The sequence below is a fragment of the Asaia sp. A2 genome (assembly GCF_057319415.1).
In genome coordinates, this window is record NZ_JBXWTO010000001.1 from 362,547 (window position 1) to 380,822 (window position 18,276).

Genomic DNA, 18,276 nt, shown 5'->3' on the forward strand with positions numbered 1-18,276 from the left:
CGCAATGACCCTTACCGCCCCCTTCCTCCGGGCTGCCCCGCCATCCGGCCATGTCAGGCCCCTGCATGCAACACTCATGGGTTTTGCCACCTACCTTGTCCTGCCGGTACTGACAGCACAGGCAGCCACCGCGCATCACCCGTCCCACGCCCATCCAGGACACGGCAGCGTTGCCCCAGCAGCAAACCCGCCGGAAGATGCCATTCTCGGCACGATCAACGGCCAGGTTCTGACCGAGCGTGATGTTGATAACCGTGGCAAACTCTTTGCGTTATCGACCGGTCTCAATATCAGCGCCGATCTGATGCAGCGCCTGCGTCCGCAGATCATCCGCCAACTGGTCGATGAGCGCATCAAGACACAGGAAATCCTGAAGCGTCATATCAATGTCGAGCCGCAGCAGATTGCCCAGGCCATCAACAACATCGAATCCCGCAATGGCATGCCCAAGAATGCCCTGCGTGACCGACTGGCGCAGGACGGGGTGTCGCTCACCACCCTGATCGACCAGATCCGTGTGCAGATTGGCTGGATGCAGGTGCTGCGTGAGGAAATTTCGGGACGTGGTCGCATCACCGCGCGGGAGATCGCCCAGCGTGAGGAAGCGCTCCGCGCCGAGGAAGGCCGCCCGCAATACAATGTGAGCGAGATCTTCATCCCGGTGGCTGATCCGCGCCACTCTGAAACAGAACTGGAATTCACCAAGACCATCATCACGCAGCTGCGTAACGGCGCCCCCTTCCCCATCGTGGCTGCACAGTTTTCGCAGGCCCAGACCGCGCTTGATGGCGGAACGATGGGCTGGGTTCAGGAGGACAGTCTTGATCCGCCAGTGGTCGAGATCGTGCGCCAGATGCCAAGCGGCGCCATTTCAAACCCGATCAAGGTGGCAGGCGGCTATGTCATCGTGACAGTGAACGGCAAACGCACCATCGGCCATCAGAACGTCACGATGGTCTCGGTACGTCAGGCCTTCTTCCCGTTCTCCTCGCCACTTAATCCCCAGGCGCCGACAGATCAGCAGAAGCTGACCCTGCAGAAAGCCACCTCTGCAGCTCAGTCGGTTCATGGCTGTGACGCAATGGAAGCGCTCAATCGCTCTCTTGGTGAGAAGCATCCGTCCGACCCCGGCGGTCAACTTGTCCTTGAGCGTCTGAATCCGCAGATGCGTCAGGTTCTGGCCGATCTGCCTATCGGGCAGTCAAGCCGCCCGTTGGTGTCGTCCGATGGTATTGCTCTTCTGACTGTCTGCTCCAAGGGACAAAAGAATATTGCCCAGCAGAGCCCGAGCGAAATTGCCGACAGCCTGATGAATGAGCGTGTCGAGCAGGCCTCGCGCCAGCTGGAGCGTGATCTGGAGCGTCGCTCCGTCATCGAGATGCGCAAGGACGACAAGACCGCTTCGGCCAAGGCAAGCGATAACGCTGCTGTCGATGATGAGGCCCCCGCCAAGCCTGCCCATCAGGGGGCGGGGCAAGGCGGTGCGACAAAGGGCGACAAGCCCCACGGCAAGCCAGTGTCGGACCAGGGATGACCCTTCCATCCCTGCGTGACGCAATCCGGATTCATGGTCTGGATGCGAAAAAATCCTTTGGCCAGCACTTCCTTCTCGATCCGGGAATCGTTGCCCGGATCGCCGCACTGGCTGGCGACATGGCTGGACGGCAAGTGGTCGAGATTGGCCCCGGTCCCGGCGGCCTGACGCGCGCCCTGCTGGATACGAAAGCCGATGCGGTGCATGCTGTGGAGATCGATCAGCGTGCCTGGCCCCTGCTGGATGAACTCGTCGCCCACGCGCAAGGCAGGCTACATCTGATCAAGGCCGATGCCACATCACTGGACTGTGCCACACTCTGCCCGGCCCCACGCAAGATTGTCGCCAACCTGCCCTATAATGTCGGCACGCCTCTTCTGGTCGCCTGGTTGCGTCAGGCAGCGTCCTGGGAGCGCATGACGCTCATGTTTCAGCTTGAGGTGGCTGAGCGTATCTGCGCCGCGCCCGATACCAGTGCCTATGGCCGTCTGGGTGTGCTGGCGCAGTGGTGCGCAACCTGCAATGTCGTCATGAAAGTCCCTGCGGGTGCCTTCTCGCCCCCGCCCAAGGTAGAATCGGCTGTGGTCGATATCGTCCCGAAGCCCATCCAGCCTTCAGCCTCACTTTTCAAGGCGATGGAGCATGTGACGCATCTCGCCTTCGGGCAGAGAAGAAAGATGCTTCGTGCCTCGCTGCGTCCCATCGGCGGCGAGGCCCTGCTTGAAAAGGCAGGAATCATCGCGACGAGGCGGGCCGAGACACTGTCGATCGATGAGTTTGCCACGCTTGCAAAATTGGTCTGCAAAGAGGGCTGAGCCGCGCTCAGTGCTTGCACTAGGCTGAGCGAACGCCCATACAGAGTACACGCGGGTGCTTTTGGCCGGGAATGCGGGTGCATGTGGCGCCCGAAACAGATCCACGAGAGCATGTTTGCACGCATAATTCTTCTGCGTGGCCGCTATACTATCAAGGAGCCTTGCTATGGCAACAGGCACCGTCAAGTGGTTCAACTCAACAAAGGGCTATGGCTTCATCAAGCCGGATGCCGGTGGCGACGATGTGTTCGTGCACATTTCTGCCGTTGAGAAGGCCAACCTCTCCTCCCTCAACGACGGCCAGGCGCTCTCCTACGAGACCGAAGTCGGACGCAACGGCAAGACCTCGGCAGTAGCGCTCAAGCTCAGCTGAATCCAGCCGTTACAGGTGCCGGATTCCGGTCGAGGAAAGCGAACAGATCCAGTCGGGCTTGCAAGAGCCTTCTTTGGTGACCGTTCACGTCTCGCCGGATCTGCCCTGTCTCTGCACGGGGAGGACCATTTCCTCCCCCTTGGGTGGCCTTCGAGCCCCCGCTTCCCCCTCAGAATGCAATCGATGTCGCGACAGCGAAGCTGCGCCCCTGCCCCCAGCTATTGCGGTAAACAGACCCTGTCGGAGCGATGATATAACCCTGGTTGAGCAGGTTGACCGCATTGAGTTGCAGGTTGATCTGCCGCGCGAACAGCTGCGTCACCGTCCATGATGCAAAGGCATCAACCGTGCCGTAACCGGGCACCTGGAAGCTGTTGTCAAGCGCTGCCGAGCGCGTCCCCACAAGATGGACACCGCCACCTGCACGCATCGACACGGCGTGCCACGGCAAGACACCATTCCACGTCAGGAACAGGCTCCCGCTGTTTTTCGGCACGCCAATCAACTGGCGCCCCTCGGTGGCAGGCGTATCACGCAGCGTCCGGGCATCGGTCCACGCATAGGCAAGCACAGCGCTCCAATGGGCAGACAAGGCCCCTGTTACACTTGCCTCCAGACCTTTGGACCCGGCCAGACCGGTAAGACGCTGTACGATATTGCCATCACGATCCTGCCCTGCAGTCTGGAGAACGTTTTTCTTGCGGATATGATAAAGGGCGAGATCGGCTGTCAGGCCGCCATGCGCATAACGTGCCCCGACTTCAAATTCCCGACCCGTCGTGGGCTTGTAGCCTCCCTGCAGCACGCTGCCGGCGGAGAGCTGATTTGCGCCGAAGGATTGCGAATAATCGCCATAGAACGAAACGCTCCTGAATGGCTGCCAGACCAGCGCAGCAAATGGCAACGGCTTTGTGTAGGACGCGTCGGTCGTCCGGATGAAGGGAATTCCACTGCCATAGCGCAAACCAAACCACTGATAGCGCACGCCGCCGCTTGCAATCAGGCTGCTTGTCAGGTGGATATTGTCCTTGAGATAGCCAGATGCCGAATTGATGTTCTGCTGTAGATTGCTGTTCGCCGGATTGGGGCGCCCGACGGGTGCCAGTCCCCCATAGACCGGATTGGCCGGGGTAAAGCCACCCTGATTGGCTGACTGATAGAACACCCCCTGATTCTGATTCCGGTTTTCGTAGTCGATACCCGCCGTGATTTCGTGACGCATCCCCCACAGATCGTGATCGCCCAGATAGTCGAGGGCGACACTGCCATTGGCACGGATTGTCCCACCATTGGCACGATAGCGACGTAGCAGAATGCCGGTGCGCGCCGAGTAGCTCGAAGGATCGGCCTGTCTGTCATGATAATCGTCGCGGTTATAGCCACCAGACAGCCTGAGCCTGTCATGCATCCCGATCCGGTAGCCGAGATGACTGGCAATGAGATGACGGGCACCAAAAGACGCGGTCCAGGGTTCATCGAGACGCCTCTGAGGACCGGAAACCGGATTATTCCCGACAAAAACGGCGCCGCGATCCAGCACGTTGTCGTAATCGACATATTCATAAGACAATGCACCATCCCAGCGTTCGTGATGCCAGCTGAGTGTCGGTGCCACCAGGATCTGCTTGTTGGCGCCAAAATTACGCCAGTAATTCTCGTTGCGGTAACTGCCAATCAGACGGAAAGCCAGCGTCTTTCCGAGCGGCCCGGTGACATCGACATGACCATTTCCACCTCCCAGAGAGCTCCACTGGGTCCCCAAAGCTGCTCCCCAGTGCCGGAAATCGGGCGCCTTGGTGATGACATTGATCACACCGCCTGGCTCCTGCATGCCGTAGAACAGTGAGGCTGGCCCTTTGAGGATCTCGACGCGCTCGGCAGTATCACCCTGATAATTGCGTCCAATGGGCATCCTCACCCCGTCGCGCAGGATGGACCCATCATCAATGGCCCCAAAGCCACGCTTGATGAGGGCATCCTGTGTGCCGCCGAAATTGTTCCCGATTGCCATGCCGGGCACGTATTTCGCCATGTCTTCCATGGTCTGCGGCGAGAAATCCACGAGCGTCTGATGGGTGACGACATTGGTGGTCTGCGTCTGTTGCAGAAACGGGGTGGCGCGCTTGTCCCCCATAGCGCTTTCGGCAGCGGCATAACCACCACGTGCCCCCATTACGGTCAGCACCTCATGGTTCCGATGGTGCCGCGCGCTCGTCTCGCCTCCCTGTCCTTCTCGGTGCGGGCGGGTGATATGGCGCTTCGGTGCGCCACGCGTGGCGATATCATCCCCTGTCCGCCCGGGGCCAACAGCATTGTCGCCGGGTTTGCCCTCCGCCAAGGCATCAGGCGGCAAGGCCATGCCAAGTGCCGCAATGAGGACGATTCCGGGGCCAGACAGGCTCACCCCACTATATGGGTTGCGAATGTTTCTCATTCGCCAATCGTTGGCACAAAGCGTTACGTAACGAAACCGTGAGTCACGGTTTCGAGAGCCTATTTTCTTAACAAAGTATGAGCTGACACGTCAGTAGGCTGACCAGAGGCCAGCCGCGCCGCGCAAGATCTGTTTCAGCGTCCGGCCATATAGTCACGAGTCAATGGAACAGCGTCGATATCGGCGGTCAGCTGAAGCTGAAAGTTCATGTGGCCCTGTAGCCGGAAAGACAGTTCGGCCCCAACGAGGTAGAACTCGAACATACGGCAGAAGCGCTCGTCATAAAGCGCCTTGATCTTCTCACGATTGGCCGCAAAACGCTCACGCCAAAGCCGGATCGTTTTCGCGTAGTGCAAGCGCAGGATCTCGCAATCTGTCACCCAGAGGCCGGCCCGCTCGATTGCGGGAAACACTTCGCTCAAAGCTGGGGAATACCCACCGGGGAAGATATATTTGTCGATCCAGGGGTTGGTGGAACCCGGCTCATCCATGCGTCCGATCGAGTGGACGAGCGCCACACCGTCAGGCCGAAGCGCCTTGCGCAGGGTACGGAAATAGGTGTCGTAATGACCTATGCCGACATGTTCGAACATGCCGACCGAAACGATACGGTCATACTGCCTGTCGAGCTTGCGGTAATCCATAAGCTTGAAGGTTACCAGCCCCTCAAGCCCCGCCGTACGGGCACGCTCGCGGGCAACCTGAAGCTGCTCCTGCGAGAGCGTGATGCCTGTCACCTTGGCGCCGTAGTCACGCGCCAGCGTCAGGGCCATGCCTCCCCAGCCGCAACCGATGTCGAGCACATCAAGGCCTGGCCGGTCGAGTTGCAGCTTGGCAGCTATATGATGCTTCTTGGCGAGCTGCGCCTCTTCCAGTGTCATGTCGTCAGATGCGAAATAGGCGCATGAATACTGACGGTCTTCATCGAGGAAGAGATCGTAGAGTTTTCCGTTCAGATCATAGTGATGAGCAACGTTGCGACGTGAGCGCCTCTGCCCGTTCCATTGCCGAAGAAACCGAGTGACGAAACGGGCCTTTTCCTCGACCCGATTGAGCAGATGGTGACTGTCGTGGATGTTGAGCATCAGAACGCTCAGCACATCCTCAAGCGAGCAGTCCACGGAGACGATGTCGCCATCCATCCAGCCCTCACCGAAGGCGAGCCCGGAATTCAGAAGCAGCGCTCTCAGCGCCTTGTCTGTCTTGACATGAATGGCTGCGCTCGGACCGGGACGCGTTCCCTTGTAGCGGCGTTTTTCACCACTGGGCAGGATGACGTCGAGTGCTCCGGCACTGATAAAGCGCTTCAGAACACGGTCCAGCAGAAATATCATGGTCAATCCCGCTCTTCTCACATCAATGCAAGTAATTGAACGAGGAAAACCTGAGATCGTCAACTGGCCCCAATAACACAAAACCCGACTGCCTGAGGCAGCCGGGTTTTGCATTCAATCGCTAAGCGATGCGTCTTTTCAGACAGCAGCGCCTTCGACTTCACCTTCAGCCGCGGCGTCTTCACCCTCGACTTCGGTTTCGAGAACGTATTCGTCCTCTTCAGCGACGATGGCTTCGCCACGTGCCTGACGCTCGGCTTCTTCTTCCGAACGGGCCACGTTGACCGTAACCGGGATCGACACTTCCGGGTGGAGGGCAACGCGTGCCTCGACCAGACCCAGCAGCTTGATCGGCTCGGCAAGGACAACCTGGTTGCGGCTGACGCTCAGGCCAGCAGCCGTCACAGCAATCGCAATGTCGCGCGTCGTCACGGAGCCGTACAGGCTGCCGCTGTCACCAGCCTGACGGATGATGACAACGCTCAGGCCGTGCATACGCTCGGCAAGACGCTCGGCCTCTTCACGACGCTTGAGGTTCTGAGCCTCAAGCTGTGCGCGCTCGGTCTCGAAACGCTGGCGGTTCTGGGCGTTGGCGCGGAGCGCCTTGCCCTGGGGCAGCAGGAAGTTACGGGCATAGCCGGGCTTCACGCGGACGATATCGCCCATCTGGCCCAGATGCTCAACGCGCTGCAGCAGGATGACTTCAGTCTGTGACATGCCTGTCTCCTCAGTTCATCACGTAGGGGAGCAGGGCAAGGAAGCGGGCGCGCTTGATCGCCTGCGCCAGCTCACGCTGCTTCTTGGCCGAAACCGCCGTGATGCGGCTCGGAACGATCTTGCCGCGCTCGGAGAGGAAGCGGCTCAGCAGACGCACGTCCTTGTAGTCGATCTTCGGCGCGTTGGGACCGGAGAACGGGCAGGACTTGCGGCGGCGATAGAACGGACGACGGGCGCCGACGGCAATGCGACGGGCGGCCGGGTTGATTTCGTTGGTGTTCTCGTCAGACATCGCGATTACTCCGCATCCATCTCGGCACCCTCACGGGCGCGGTATTCTTCACGATCGTCGCCACGACGGCCGCCACGGCCGCTGTCGAAACGACCAGCAGGCTTGGAGTTGCCACCACGGAAATTGCCGCGATCGCCACGATCATCGCCCTTGCGGGACAGGATCGGAGACGGGTCCTGGGTGATTTCCTCAACGCGCAGCGTGAGAACGCGCAGAACGTCTTCGTTCAGGCTCAGCTGACGCTCCAGCTCGCGGATCTGGTCCGGACGGGCATTCAGGCCGAGAAGGACGTAGTGGCCCTTGCGGTTCTTCTTGATGCGGTATGCGAGCGAACGCAGACCCCAGAATTCGCGCTTCTCGATGGAACCGCCATCCTGGGTGAGGAGGGTTTCGATCTGCTCGACGAGGGTTTCGACCTGCGCCTGCGAGATGTCATTACGTGCGATGAGCACGCTTTCGTACAACGGCATATGAGCTCCCTTCGGATTGCTTCAACCCAACCACCCGACCGGGACCGGTCGGATCAGCGCCTCTTCCACAAGGCTCGGGTATAGCCGGGACGATGCCTTCGTCCGGCAGGGAAAGGCGGCATAAAGCACATACGTCCCTACGGGGGCAAGAGTTTTCCTGCCTCGTAATGCTTCCATGCGAGCGACAGCCTGCTTTCCCGCCTATTTGTCCAAGCGATGGGTGCGCTCAGGGGCGGAGCAGATGGGCCGGCAGGGTGAGGCCAAGATCGTCGGGCACCGCCCAATGCTCTTCCTCGACCATGATCGGCACGAAGCCCGCAGCCTTGTAGGTGGGGAGCGCATTGGGGTGATCGGCCGTGCAGGTATTGACCCGCATGACCCGCGTGACCTTGCGCCAGCCATGAGAGATGGCAGCCGCCAGCAATTTGCGGCCAAGCCCCTTGCCCTGCGCGCCCGGCACGAGGCCGAGATAGGACAGATAAGGGGTTTCCGGCTTGTGCATATCAAGCTCGAAAAAACCGGCCACGCCCTGCGGCCCCATCAGACGCCAGATTTCCGTACGGCGTGAAGCGATGATGCGATGAAGGGTATCAGCAGGCATCATGTAGCGCATCCACCAGCAATGTGGAGCACCGATCAGACGGTAGAGGGCCAGATAATCATCCACATCCGGATGCCAGCGCTCGATATGATAGCCTTCGGGCCAGCCGATATGGACCGAAGGTGGTGGCCTGAGACGTTCGAGGAACGTCACCTCGACCGTGACTTCGGTCGTGGGACGCTCCGGAATCGTCTCAAGCCAAGGCTCCATGAGCCGTTCCCCCCGATCAGTTATCGTCGAGGAAGGAGCGCAGCTTGCGGCTGCGGCTCGGGTGCTTGAGTTTGCGCAGTGCCTTTGCCTCGATCTGACGGATACGCTCGCGGGTCACGTTGAACTGCTGACCCACCTCTTCCAGCGTGTGATCGGTATTCATACCGATGCCGAAGCGCATACGCAGCACACGCTCCTCACGCGGGGTGAGTGAAGCCAGAACACGCGTGGTCGCCTCGCGCAGATTGGTCTGGATCGCGGCATCCAGCGGAATGATAGCCGTCTTGTCCTCGATGAAATCACCCAGGTGGCTGTCTTCCTCGTCACCGATTGGCGTTTCGAGAGAGATCGGCTCCTTGGCGATCTTGAGCACCTTGCGCACTTTCTCAAGCGGCATACCCAGCTTCTCGGCAAGTTCCTCGGGCGCGGGCTCACGTCCAATCTCATGGAGCATCTGGCGCGAAGTACGCACGAGCTTGTTGATCGTCTCGATCATGTGCACCGGAATACGAATGGTGCGGGCCTGATCGGCGATCGAACGCGTAATGGCCTGACGGATCCACCAGGTTGCATAGGTCGAGAACTTGTACCCGCGGCGGTACTCGAATTTATCCACCGCCTTCATGAGGCCAATATTGCCCTCCTGAATCAAATCCAGGAATTGCAGGCCACGATTGGTGTATTTTTTGGCAATTGAGATCACGAGGCGCAAATTGGCCTCGATCATTTCCTTCTTGGCGCGGGTCGTGTCACGCTCACCACGCGACACCACGGCATAGACACGACGGAACTCACCAACCGGCAGACCTGTGCTATGCGCAAGATCGGCCACCTGATTGCGCAGATCGATAATCTGCTCGGCATAGCGCGTGGTGAAGTTCTTCCACGACTTGCCGGGCAGCGCCGAAACGGAGGCCAGCCAGTTGGGGTCGAGTTCGTAGCCGCGATATTTCTGCAGGAAGTCATCACGCGAGACGCGGCAACCCTCAGCCATACGCAGCATACGGCCTTCAAGGTTGTTGAGGCGCTGGAACTGAACCTTGAGCTGGGTCACCAGCTCCTCAATGCGATTGTTGTGCAGATGGACCTGTTCGACCATCTTCACGAGCTCCATACGAAGTGTCTCGTATTTCTGCTCGGACGAGCCCGTGGTCTCAGAGCCGCTGGTCAGTGTCTCGATGCGCCCCACCTGGAGCGCGCGCAATGTGTCATAGAGCGGCTCGATGGCCTCGAAATGCGCGAGGATCTCGGGCTTGAGCTTCTCTTCAAGGGCAGAGAGCGACAGGCCGGAGCTTTCCGGGTCGCCACCTTCCTCGTTTGCGGGCTCCTCGTCGAGATTGTCCTCGTTCTCCTCGGCGTTCTCGCTCTCGGCAGCTTCCTCTTCAGAGGGGCCACCCTGCATCGCTTCAAGATCGACGATGTCGCGCAGCAACATCTCGCCTTCCTTGAGCTTGTCGTGCCAGGAGATGATGGCGCGGAAGGTCAGCGGGCTCTCGCACAGCCCGCCGATCATCTCATCGCGGCCCGCCTCGATCCGCTTGGCAATGGCGATTTCACCTTCGCGCGACAGCAGCTCGACCGAGCCCATCTCGCGCAGGTACATACGCACCGGGTCATCCGTACGACCGGCGCTTTCGCTCACATTACCAGTGGGAGATTCTTCGGATTCCTCAGCCTCTTCCTTTTCCTCGGATTTCTCCTCGGCTTCGTCAGACTCTTCGTTTTCCTCATTTTCGACGACCTGAATCCCCATTTCGGAGAAGATCGCCATGATGTCCTCGATCTGCTCGGAGGACATCTGATCCTGCGGCAGGACAGCGTTCAGCTCGTCAAACGTGATGTGACCGCGTTCACGTCCCTTGGCGATGAGCCGCTTGACCGCACCGGACTGCGTGTCGAGGACATTGGTATCGCCGTCCTGGTCCTGCGCGTTCCGCTCCGTTCCCGTGGCTGCTTTCGTCGCCATACCCTACTCCCTGCTCCCGCACGCCCTATCGAACGCCACGCTAAAAACCAGCCATGAAAGAAACGTGCTTGGCCAGCGCTCTGCAAACACAGAACGCCGCCCCACCCGTCAGCCTGAGGCTGACCTGTCTTTCATTTGCGATCCACCAGCGCGAGCGCCAGCAATTTCGGCATCGTGCAGGTGGGCGATACGGGCCACGAAGTCAAGGGCCGGGGGCGCTCTTTTCGCGTTACGAAACCTGCATCGTCAATCTGCGTCATCGCCCTCTTCGCCGCGGCGCAGGCGCTCAAGAGTGCGCAATCGCACCATCAACGCTTCAGGCAGCCCTTCCAGGGCGGGATTAGCCAGCGCCGCCTGCATGTCCTGCTCAACCTCGCGCATGAAGGCAGGGAAATTGACCAGCGCGAAGAAATGCCACCATTGCTGAAGCGGGGCCTGATTGAAAAGTCCGCCCGTCTCGGCTTGCGCGGAAGGCACGACACCCCGCGCAATCAGTTGCCGGGCCTCATCGCCCAGCCCCTCATAATCGAGCGCCGCAAGGGCATTCTGTTCTGTCAGGAGGTCCGGCGAACCGATTTCGGCAAACCAGTCGAGAATCGTGTCGCGTATCTCATCAAGCGGATGGGGCAGATCGAGGCGGCCATAAGGATCCTCGATCTGCGACAGAATGGACGGGTGACGCAGCACCAGAATCGTGAGTACCCGCAGACGCTCTCCAGCCCCGTCCCCCACGGCAATAGTGCGCACCGGGCTCTTGCCGGAATCAGGCCGTGAGGGCCCACCCCGCCCCTTGCCCCGACGTGACGATGCGAAAAACCGCTCCATCAGGGCACGCCGGTACTCAGCGGCAAGGTCCCTGTCCGCCACCAGAGCCGCAGCGGCCTCCAGCCGCTTTTTCAACGCTGCACGCTGCTCGGGCACATCCTGCTTCACACCGGCCTGCATGAGCTGGAACAGTTCGTCCGCCAGAGAGGTTGCCCCATCGAGCACCTGACGCATGGCCTGAGGGCCATCGCGCCTGATCAGGCTGTCAGGGTCATCCTTGGCATCAAGGCGGCAGAATTGCAGGCTGCGTTCCGGCGTGAGAAGGGGCAGGGCCAACTCAGCCACACGAAGCGCCGCCCGCGCCCCGGCAGCATCGCCATCGAGACACAGGATGGGATGCGAGGCCTCGCGCCACAGAAGCTCGAGTTGTTCAACACCCATTGCCGTACCGAGCGGCGCAACCGCCGCCTCAAACCCGGCTTGGGCAAGTGCAATCACATCCATATAGCCTTCAGCCACAACCAGCTTCTGCGCCGGGTCGCGCAAGGCATTGCGGGCCTGATCGAGATTGTAAAGCGCGCGGCGCTTCGAGAACAACGCCGTCTCGGGACCATTCACATATTTCGGCTGGGCGTCGCCAAGGGTGCGTCCACCGAATGAGATCAGTCGACCTCGCCGGTCGCGGATAGGGAACATGACACGAGAAAAAAACAGCTCCCCTCGTGGCGCGCCATGCTCATCCACACGCATCAGCCCGGCCTGAAGAAGCTGTTCGGCCGTGATATCCTGCCCGCGCAACGCCTGAAGCAGCGCCCCGCGCCCCTCGCCCGCCCAGCCAAGGCCGAAGCGCTCAATCGTTGCCTCAGTCAGGCCTCGTCGCCTGAGATAGGACAGCGCCTGACGCCCTTCAGGCGCATAGAGGGCCTGGCGATAGACGCTCTGCACGGCCTCGAGCACATCGCCGAGAGATCGCGCCTCGCGCGATCGGGCCTCCTGCCGTGGGTCCTGCCGGGGCATGTCGAGCCCGGCTTCATTCGCCAGTTGCTCGACAGCCTCCGGAAAGCTGCGTCCCTCGCTTTGCATGACGAAGGAGATCACATCGCCATGGACGCCGCAGCCAAAGCAATGGAAGTGATCGTCATAGACATAGAAGGATGGCGTTTTTTCCCCATGGAAGGGGCAGCACGCCTTCCAGTTGCGGCCTGAACGGCTGAGCTTGGTGCGGCGCCCGATCACCGCTGCAATCGGGGTGCGGGCACGCAGCTCGTCCAGGAAACCGGGATCGAACGCCATCGTTCAGCCTACCTTCAGGACAGACGGGCTTTGACGACAGGATTGACGCGACCCATATCAAGGGCGCTGCCAAACTTGGCCTTGAGCACGCCCATGACCTTGCCCATCTCCTTCATGCTGGTCGCGCCAGCCTCGGCAATCGCCGCATCGATCTCGGCATTGAGCGTTGCCTCGTCCATCTCGGGCGGGAGATAGGTCTTGATCGTCTCGATTTCGGCTTCTTCCTTTTCCGCCAGTTCGGGACGACCGCCTTCGCGATACATCGTGGCGGATTCGGTGCGCGACTTGATCATGCTGCGCAGCATCGGGAGGATGTCCTCATCACCGACTTCCTTGCCGTTGGCACGTGCTGCAACATCCAGATCCTTTATACGGGCCGTGATGCCACGAATCCGGGCCACGCGATCCATCTCCTTGGCCTTCATGGCGGTTTTGAGATCGGCCGAGATCTGCTCTCTCAGGGACATTGTGTTTCCTTCCTTGACCCTTGATCATTGCCTCGCGCCATGAGGTAGGGAAATTTTTTCCCACCGCGCAGCGAATTCACGAGGTTGGGAAAAAACTTCCCATTCCTGCGCCGAAGGCTTATCACGTTCCTACCACGCGAGCGTCCCGGACAAAACCGAGGACGGGAGGAAACGGTATGGATATCGAAGAGATCATCGAGAAGGCCGGTGGCGCCGAGGCGCTGGCAGGCCTGACCGGCGTCGGCACCGAGGCCATTCGCAAATGGCGCCAGTCTCGCGCGATTCCCGGCAAACACTGGGCCGCATTGCTGCGCCTGCCCGGCATTTCCCTTTCAGACCTCGACCCGCAGACGCCTCAGGAGGAAACCCCGACAATGACAGAGACCTGCCCTGACGGCGCGAATGCCGCCCTCGTTCTTGCTGATGGCACCGTTTTGTGGGGTGTCGGCTTTGGCGCCCATACGGATGGCGCAGCCATTGGCGAGCTCTGCTTCAATACCGGCATGACCGGCTATCAGGAAACGCTCACCGACCCGTCCTTCGCCGGTCAGATCGTGACCTTCACCTTCCCCCATATCGGCAATGTCGGCACGAACGCCGAGGATGACGAGGCCCAGCGCGTGGCCGCACGAGGCGTGGTGGTGAAGGAAGACGTCACCCTGCCTGCCAACTGGCGCTCGACCCAGAAGCTCGCGCAGTGGATGATCGGCCAAAACCTGCCTGGCATTGCCGGCATCGACACGCGCCTGATCACCCGCCGCCTGCGCGATGGCGGCCCGCAGACTGCCGTGCTCGCCTTCCCGAAGAATGGCCAGTTCGACCTCGCCGCCCTGCGCGCCCAGGCTGTCTCCTGGCCCGGCCTTGAAGGCATGGATCTGGCCAAGGGCGTGACCTGCACCCAGAGCTACTGCTGGGAACTCGGCGTCTGGCAGAAGCCCGCAGCAGAGCGCAGCACGCGTCGCCGCGTGGTGGCAGTCGATTACGGCGCCAAGCGCAACATCCTGCGCTGCCTCGTGACCGCAGGCTGCGACGTGACCGTGGTGCCCGCCACGGCAACGGCCGAGGAAATCCTGCGCCACAATCCTGAGGGCGTGTTTCTCTCCAACGGCCCTGGCGACCCGGCGGCAACCGGCGTTTATGCGGTGCCCGCCATCAAGGGCGTGCTGGATGCCAATATCCCGGTCTTTGGCATCTGCCTCGGTCACCAGCTTCTGGCGCAAGCACTTGGAGCGAAGACGTTCAAGCTGGAGCGCGGTCATCGTGGCGCAAACCAGCCGGTCAAGGACCTCGCCTCGGGCCGCGTAGAGATCACGAGCCAGAATCACGGCTTTGCGGTGGATGACAAATCCCTGCCTGATGACGTGATCATCACCCATACCAGCCTGTTCGACGGCTCGAATGAAGGTATCCGCAGCACGAAGCTCGATGCCTTCTCGGTGCAGTATCACCCCGAGGCCAGCCCCGGCCCGTCGGATTCATTCTATCTCTTCGAGCGTTTCGTCGCGCTCATGGACAAGAAGGCAGCCTGATCCATGCCGAAACGTACAGATATCTCGTCGATCCTCATCATCGGCGCTGGCCCTATCGTGATCGGTCAGGCCTGTGAATTCGATTACTCCGGCACGCAGGCCTGCAAGGCGCTGAAGGAGGAAGGCTATCGCGTCATCCTCATCAACTCCAACCCGGCCACCATCATGACCGATCCGGGTCTGGCCGATGCCACCTATGTCGAGCCGATCACCCCGGAATTCGTCGAGCGCATCATTCTCAAGGAAAAGCCCGACGCGGTTCTGCCGACAATGGGCGGTCAGACGGCTCTGAACGCCGCCATGGCGCTCGACAAGTCGGGCTTCCTGAAGAAGCATAATGTCGAACTGATCGGCGCCAATGCCGAAGTCATCGACCGTGCGGAAGACCGTCAGAAATTCCGCGAGGCCATGGACGAAATCGGCGTGGAATCCCCGCGCAGCACCATCGCCCACACGCTTGAAGAAGCCCGCGCGGCGCTGGAAGCAGTGGGTCTGCCCGCCATTATCCGCCCTTCCTTCACCATGGGCGGCGCCGGTGGCGGTATTGCCTATAACCGTGAGGAGTTCGACCAGATCGTCGCTGGCGGTCTCGATGCCTCCCCCACCACCGAGGTTCTGATCGAGGAATCAGTGCTGGGCTGGAAGGAATTCGAGATGGAGGTCGTCCGCGACAAGGCGGATAACTGCATCATCGTCTGCTCCATCGAAAACATCGACCCGATGGGCGTGCATACCGGTGACTCCATCACCGTTGCCCCGGCCCTGACCCTGACCGACAAGGAGTATCAGAAGCTCCGCGACATCTCGATCGCCTGTCTGCGCAAGATCGGTGTCGAAACCGGCGGGTCGAACGTGCAGTTCGGCATCAATCCCGATGATGGCCGTATTGTCGTCATCGAGATGAATCCGCGCGTGTCACGCTCCTCGGCGCTGGCCTCCAAGGCGACGGGTTTCCCCATCGCCAAAATCGCGGCCAAGCTGGCCGTGGGCTACACGCTGGACGAACTCGCCAACGACATTACCGGCACGACGCCTGCCAGCTTCGAGCCGACCATCGACTACGTTGTCGTGAAGATCCCGCGCTTCACCTTCGAGAAATTCCCTGGTGCCCCCGCCCTGCTCTCGACCTCAATGAAGTCGGTGGGTGAAGCCATGTCGGTTGGCCGTTCCTTCGCCGAGGCCCTGCAGAAGGGTCTGCGCTCGATGGAAACCGGGCTGACGGGCCTCGATCCTGTCGAAGCGCCGGGCGATGGCTCGCTCGATGCCTATCGCGCTGCGCTTTCCGAGCCGCGCCCCGAACGTATTCTCATGGCCGCACAGGCCATGCGCGCCGGACTTTCGCTTGAGGACATCAACGCCGCCTGCCGTTTCGAGCCGTGGTTCCTGCGCCAGCTCCACGACATCGTGGTGTCGGAAAACGAGATTGCCGCCAATGGCCTGCCGCAGGATGCCCGCAATCTGCGCCGCATCAAGGCGCAGGGCTTCTCCGACCGCCAGCTTGCCCGCCTGACGGGACAGAGCGTCGAGGAAGTGACGACATTCCGCCTCAAGCTCGCTGTGACGCCCGCCTATAAGCGCATCGATACCTGCGCGGGCGAGTTCGCTTCTGACACGCCTTACCTCTACTCGACCTATGAAGGCGGGTTCGGTGTGCCGGAATGCGAAAGCCGTCCGACGGACCGCAAGAAGATCGTCATCCTCGGTGGTGGTCCCAACCGTATCGGTCAGGGTATCGAATTCGATTATTGCTGCGTTCATGCCGCCTATGCGCTGCGTGAGGCCGGGTTCGAGACCATCATGGTCAACTGCAACCCCGAGACCGTCTCGACCGATTACGACACTTCCGATCGTCTCTATTTCGAGCCGCTGACCGATGAGGATGTGATCTCTCTCATCCGCACCGAGCAGGCTGGTGGCGAGATTCTCGGCTGCATCGTGCAATATGGTGGCCAGACCCCGCTGAAGCTGTCCCGTGCGCTGGAAGCCGCCGGCATTCCGCTGCTCGGCACCCCGGCTGACGCCATTGACCGTGCGGAAGACCGCGAGCGCTTCCAGGCCCTGCTGCGCAAGCTTGGCCTGCGCCAGCCCGAGAACGGCATTGCCCGCACCCCGGGTGAGGCCGAGGCCGTGGCTGAAAAGGTTGGCTACCCCGTGGTCGTTCGTCCGTCCTATGTGCTCGGCGGCCGCGCGATGGAGATCGTTTACGACCCGGCAGGGCTGCAACGTTACCTGCGCTCCACCCTTCTTCTGGCGGGTGCCGAAGTCGCCAATGGCCCGATCCTGCTCGATCGCTATCTGAACGACGCCATCGAAGCCGATGTGGACTGCATCTGCGACGGTCAGGATGTCTATGTTGCAGGCGTGATGGAGCATATCGAGGAAGCCGGGATCCATTCCGGTGACTCTGCCTGCTCACTGCCGCCTTACACCCTCTCACCGGCTATCGTGACCGAACTGAAAGCCCAGACCGAAGCCATGGCCCGGGAGCTTGGCATTGTGGGCCTGATGAACGTGCAATACGCCATCAAGGATCAGGAAGTCTTCGTGCTCGAGGTGAACCCTCGCGCCTCGCGTACGGTGCCCTTCGTTGCCAAGGCGACCGGCGTGCCGGTGGCCAAGATCGGGGCCTGCGTGATGGCAGGGGCCAAACTCTCGAGCTTCAAGCTCGATGGCGACGCCATCTCTCCGCACGTGGCTGTCAAGGAAGCTGTCTTCCCGTTCCATCGCTTTGCCGATACCGACACCATTCTTGGTCCGGAAATGCGCTCCACGGGTGAGGTTATCGGTCTTGACAGCAGTTTCGAGCGCGCGTTTGCGAAGTCGCAGCTTGGCGCCGGTGTGGTTCTGCCCCAGTCGGGTGCGGTGCTTCTGTCGGTGCGCGATGGTCACAAGACGCAGGTTCAGGCCCTTGGACGCAAGCTGATCGAAATGGGTTTCAGCATTCTCGCCACACGCGGCACGGCAGCCCGCCTTGAAGAGGCCGGTATTCCCGTCAAACGCGTGAACAAGGTGCTGGAAGGCCGCCCGAACTGCGTGGACGCCATCCGCTCGGGTGACGTGCAGCTGGTCATCAACACGGCGCAGGGCGCCCAGGCCGTGCGCGACAGCTTCGATATCCGTCGCTCCTCGCTGCTTGGCGGTGTGCCGCATTTCACCACCCTCGCCGGGGCGCGTGCGGCGATCTATGCCATTTCGGCCATCAAGGATGGCGGGCTGGACGTGGCGCCCCTTCAATCCTACTTCAAGCGCGCTTTCTGAAACCACGAGGCTTTGTCCCTTTCCCCTGCCCGGCTGTTTTAGGCCGGGTGGGGGGATAACGAGGCGCTGCCTCGCGCTCCGGAAAGGGGCTTGCCCCTCTCATCCCCGCTTTGATGCCTTCGAGGCGGGATGCGACATCCTTGTGTCGCGGGTTTTCAGAGGGCGACCGCCTTTTGGCGCGTTTCGGGGCAAAGCCCTGCTTCCTTCCCGAGATGATC

The 18,276-nt window shown here is 60.9% G+C and carries 14 protein-coding genes; 5 read left to right on the plus strand and 9 right to left on the minus strand.

Going from position 1 to position 18,276, the window contains the following annotated elements; translation table 11 throughout:
• Positions 1–76 precede the first annotated feature (76 nt).
• The 3 genes from ACWNRM_RS01660 (at position 77) to ACWNRM_RS01670 (ending at position 2,722) form a co-directional block, all read left to right on the plus strand.
• Positions 77–1,534: a peptidylprolyl isomerase gene (locus ACWNRM_RS01660; RefSeq protein WP_485169312.1), complete on the plus strand. Its 1,458-nt coding sequence runs from the start codon at positions 77–79 to the stop codon at positions 1,532–1,534.
• Positions 1,531–2,349: a 16S rRNA (adenine(1518)-N(6)/adenine(1519)-N(6))-dimethyltransferase RsmA gene (rsmA, locus tag ACWNRM_RS01665; RefSeq protein ID WP_485169196.1), complete on the plus strand. Its 819-nt coding sequence runs from the start codon at positions 1,531–1,533 to the stop codon at positions 2,347–2,349. The genes ACWNRM_RS01660 and rsmA overlap by 4 nt, the downstream gene beginning before the upstream one ends.
• 166 nt (positions 2,350–2,515) lie before the next feature.
• The gene (locus ACWNRM_RS01670) at positions 2,516–2,722 is read left to right on the plus strand and encodes a cold-shock protein (RefSeq protein WP_023977648.1); all 207 of its coding nucleotides are present in this window, start codon (positions 2,516–2,518) and stop codon (positions 2,720–2,722) included.
• 169 nt (positions 2,723–2,891) lie between these two features.
• Here the strand turns inward: ACWNRM_RS01670 and ACWNRM_RS01675 are convergent, their stop codons facing one another.
• The 9 genes from ACWNRM_RS01675 to ACWNRM_RS01715 all read right to left on the minus strand — a co-directional run bounded on the left by ACWNRM_RS01675 (position 2,892) and on the right by ACWNRM_RS01715 (position 13,271).
• A complete protein-coding gene (locus ACWNRM_RS01675) occupies positions 2,892–5,156 on the minus strand; it encodes a TonB-dependent receptor (RefSeq protein WP_485169197.1) in 2,265 nt (754 codons plus the stop codon).
• Between the two features lie 134 nt (positions 5,157–5,290).
• Positions 5,291–6,490 (minus strand): class I SAM-dependent methyltransferase, encoded by a 1,200-nt coding sequence (locus tag ACWNRM_RS01680; RefSeq protein ID WP_485169198.1) that lies wholly within the window; start codon positions 6,488–6,490, stop codon positions 5,291–5,293.
• A 138-nt stretch (positions 6,491–6,628) separates the two neighbouring features.
• A complete protein-coding gene (gene rplI, locus ACWNRM_RS01685; RefSeq protein WP_023977645.1) occupies positions 6,629–7,207 on the minus strand; it encodes a 50S ribosomal protein L9 in 579 nt (192 codons plus the stop codon).
• Between the two features lie 10 nt (positions 7,208–7,217).
• On the minus strand, positions 7,218–7,499 hold the full coding sequence (rpsR, locus tag ACWNRM_RS01690) for a 30S ribosomal protein S18 (protein ID WP_023977644.1): 282 nt from the start codon (positions 7,497–7,499) through the stop codon (positions 7,218–7,220).
• 5 nt (positions 7,500–7,504) lie between these two features.
• On the minus strand, positions 7,505–7,969 hold the full coding sequence (gene rpsF, locus ACWNRM_RS01695) for a 30S ribosomal protein S6 (protein WP_023977643.1): 465 nt from the start codon (positions 7,967–7,969) through the stop codon (positions 7,505–7,507).
• 226 nt (positions 7,970–8,195) lie between these two features.
• Complete coding sequence (locus tag ACWNRM_RS01700) at positions 8,196–8,780, minus strand: GNAT family N-acetyltransferase (protein WP_485169199.1); 585 nt, start codon at positions 8,778–8,780, stop codon at positions 8,196–8,198.
• 16 nt (positions 8,781–8,796) lie between these two features.
• Positions 8,797–10,746 (minus strand): RNA polymerase sigma factor RpoD, encoded by a 1,950-nt coding sequence (rpoD, locus tag ACWNRM_RS01705; RefSeq protein WP_485169200.1) that lies wholly within the window; start codon positions 10,744–10,746, stop codon positions 8,797–8,799.
• Between the two features lie 246 nt (positions 10,747–10,992).
• Positions 10,993–12,804: a DNA primase gene (gene dnaG, locus ACWNRM_RS01710; RefSeq protein WP_485169201.1), complete on the minus strand. Its 1,812-nt coding sequence runs from the start codon at positions 12,802–12,804 to the stop codon at positions 10,993–10,995.
• 14 nt (positions 12,805–12,818) lie between these two features.
• The gene (locus ACWNRM_RS01715) at positions 12,819–13,271 is read right to left on the minus strand and encodes a GatB/YqeY domain-containing protein (protein ID WP_485169202.1); all 453 of its coding nucleotides are present in this window, start codon (positions 13,269–13,271) and stop codon (positions 12,819–12,821) included.
• A gap of 176 nt (positions 13,272–13,447) precedes the next feature.
• On the opposite strand from ACWNRM_RS01715, the gene carA reads away from it, so the two are divergent.
• Together carA and carB are read left to right on the plus strand one after the other, a co-directional pair.
• Positions 13,448–14,800: a glutamine-hydrolyzing carbamoyl-phosphate synthase small subunit gene (gene carA, locus ACWNRM_RS01720; protein WP_485169203.1), complete on the plus strand. Its 1,353-nt coding sequence runs from the start codon at positions 13,448–13,450 to the stop codon at positions 14,798–14,800.
• Positions 14,801–14,803: 3 nt separating this feature from the next.
• Positions 14,804–18,058: a carbamoyl-phosphate synthase large subunit gene (gene carB / locus ACWNRM_RS01725; protein ID WP_485169204.1), complete on the plus strand. Its 3,255-nt coding sequence runs from the start codon at positions 14,804–14,806 to the stop codon at positions 18,056–18,058.
• The last annotated feature ends 218 nt before the right edge of the window (positions 18,059–18,276 follow it).

Coding starts and splice junctions, on each gene's coding strand:
- ACWNRM_RS01660 (WP_485169312.1), top strand. CDS start 77: ATGGGTTTTGCCACCTACCTTGTCCTGCCGGTACTGACAGCACAGGCA.
- rsmA (WP_485169196.1), top strand. CDS start 1,531: ATGACCCTTCCATCCCTGCGTGACGCAATCCGGATTCATGGTCTGGAT.
- ACWNRM_RS01670 (WP_023977648.1), top strand. CDS start 2,516: ATGGCAACAGGCACCGTCAAGTGGTTCAACTCAACAAAGGGCTATGGC.
- ACWNRM_RS01675 (WP_485169197.1), bottom strand. CDS start 5,156: ATGAGAAACATTCGCAACCCATATAGTGGGGTGAGCCTGTCTGGCCCC.
- ACWNRM_RS01680 (WP_485169198.1), bottom strand. CDS start 6,490: ATGATATTTCTGCTGGACCGTGTTCTGAAGCGCTTTATCAGTGCCGGA.
- rplI (WP_023977645.1), bottom strand. CDS start 7,207: ATGTCACAGACTGAAGTCATCCTGCTGCAGCGCGTTGAGCATCTGGGC.
- rpsR (WP_023977644.1), bottom strand. CDS start 7,499: ATGTCTGACGAGAACACCAACGAAATCAACCCGGCCGCCCGTCGCATT.
- rpsF (WP_023977643.1), bottom strand. CDS start 7,969: ATGCCGTTGTACGAAAGCGTGCTCATCGCACGTAATGACATCTCGCAG.
- ACWNRM_RS01700 (WP_485169199.1), bottom strand. CDS start 8,780: ATGGAGCCTTGGCTTGAGACGATTCCGGAGCGTCCCACGACCGAAGTC.
- rpoD (WP_485169200.1), bottom strand. CDS start 10,746: ATGGCGACGAAAGCAGCCACGGGAACGGAGCGGAACGCGCAGGACCAG.
- dnaG (WP_485169201.1), bottom strand. CDS start 12,804: ATGGCGTTCGATCCCGGTTTCCTGGACGAGCTGCGTGCCCGCACCCCG.
- ACWNRM_RS01715 (WP_485169202.1), bottom strand. CDS start 13,271: ATGTCCCTGAGAGAGCAGATCTCGGCCGATCTCAAAACCGCCATGAAG.
- carA (WP_485169203.1), top strand. CDS start 13,448: ATGGATATCGAAGAGATCATCGAGAAGGCCGGTGGCGCCGAGGCGCTG.
- carB (WP_485169204.1), top strand. CDS start 14,804: ATGCCGAAACGTACAGATATCTCGTCGATCCTCATCATCGGCGCTGGC.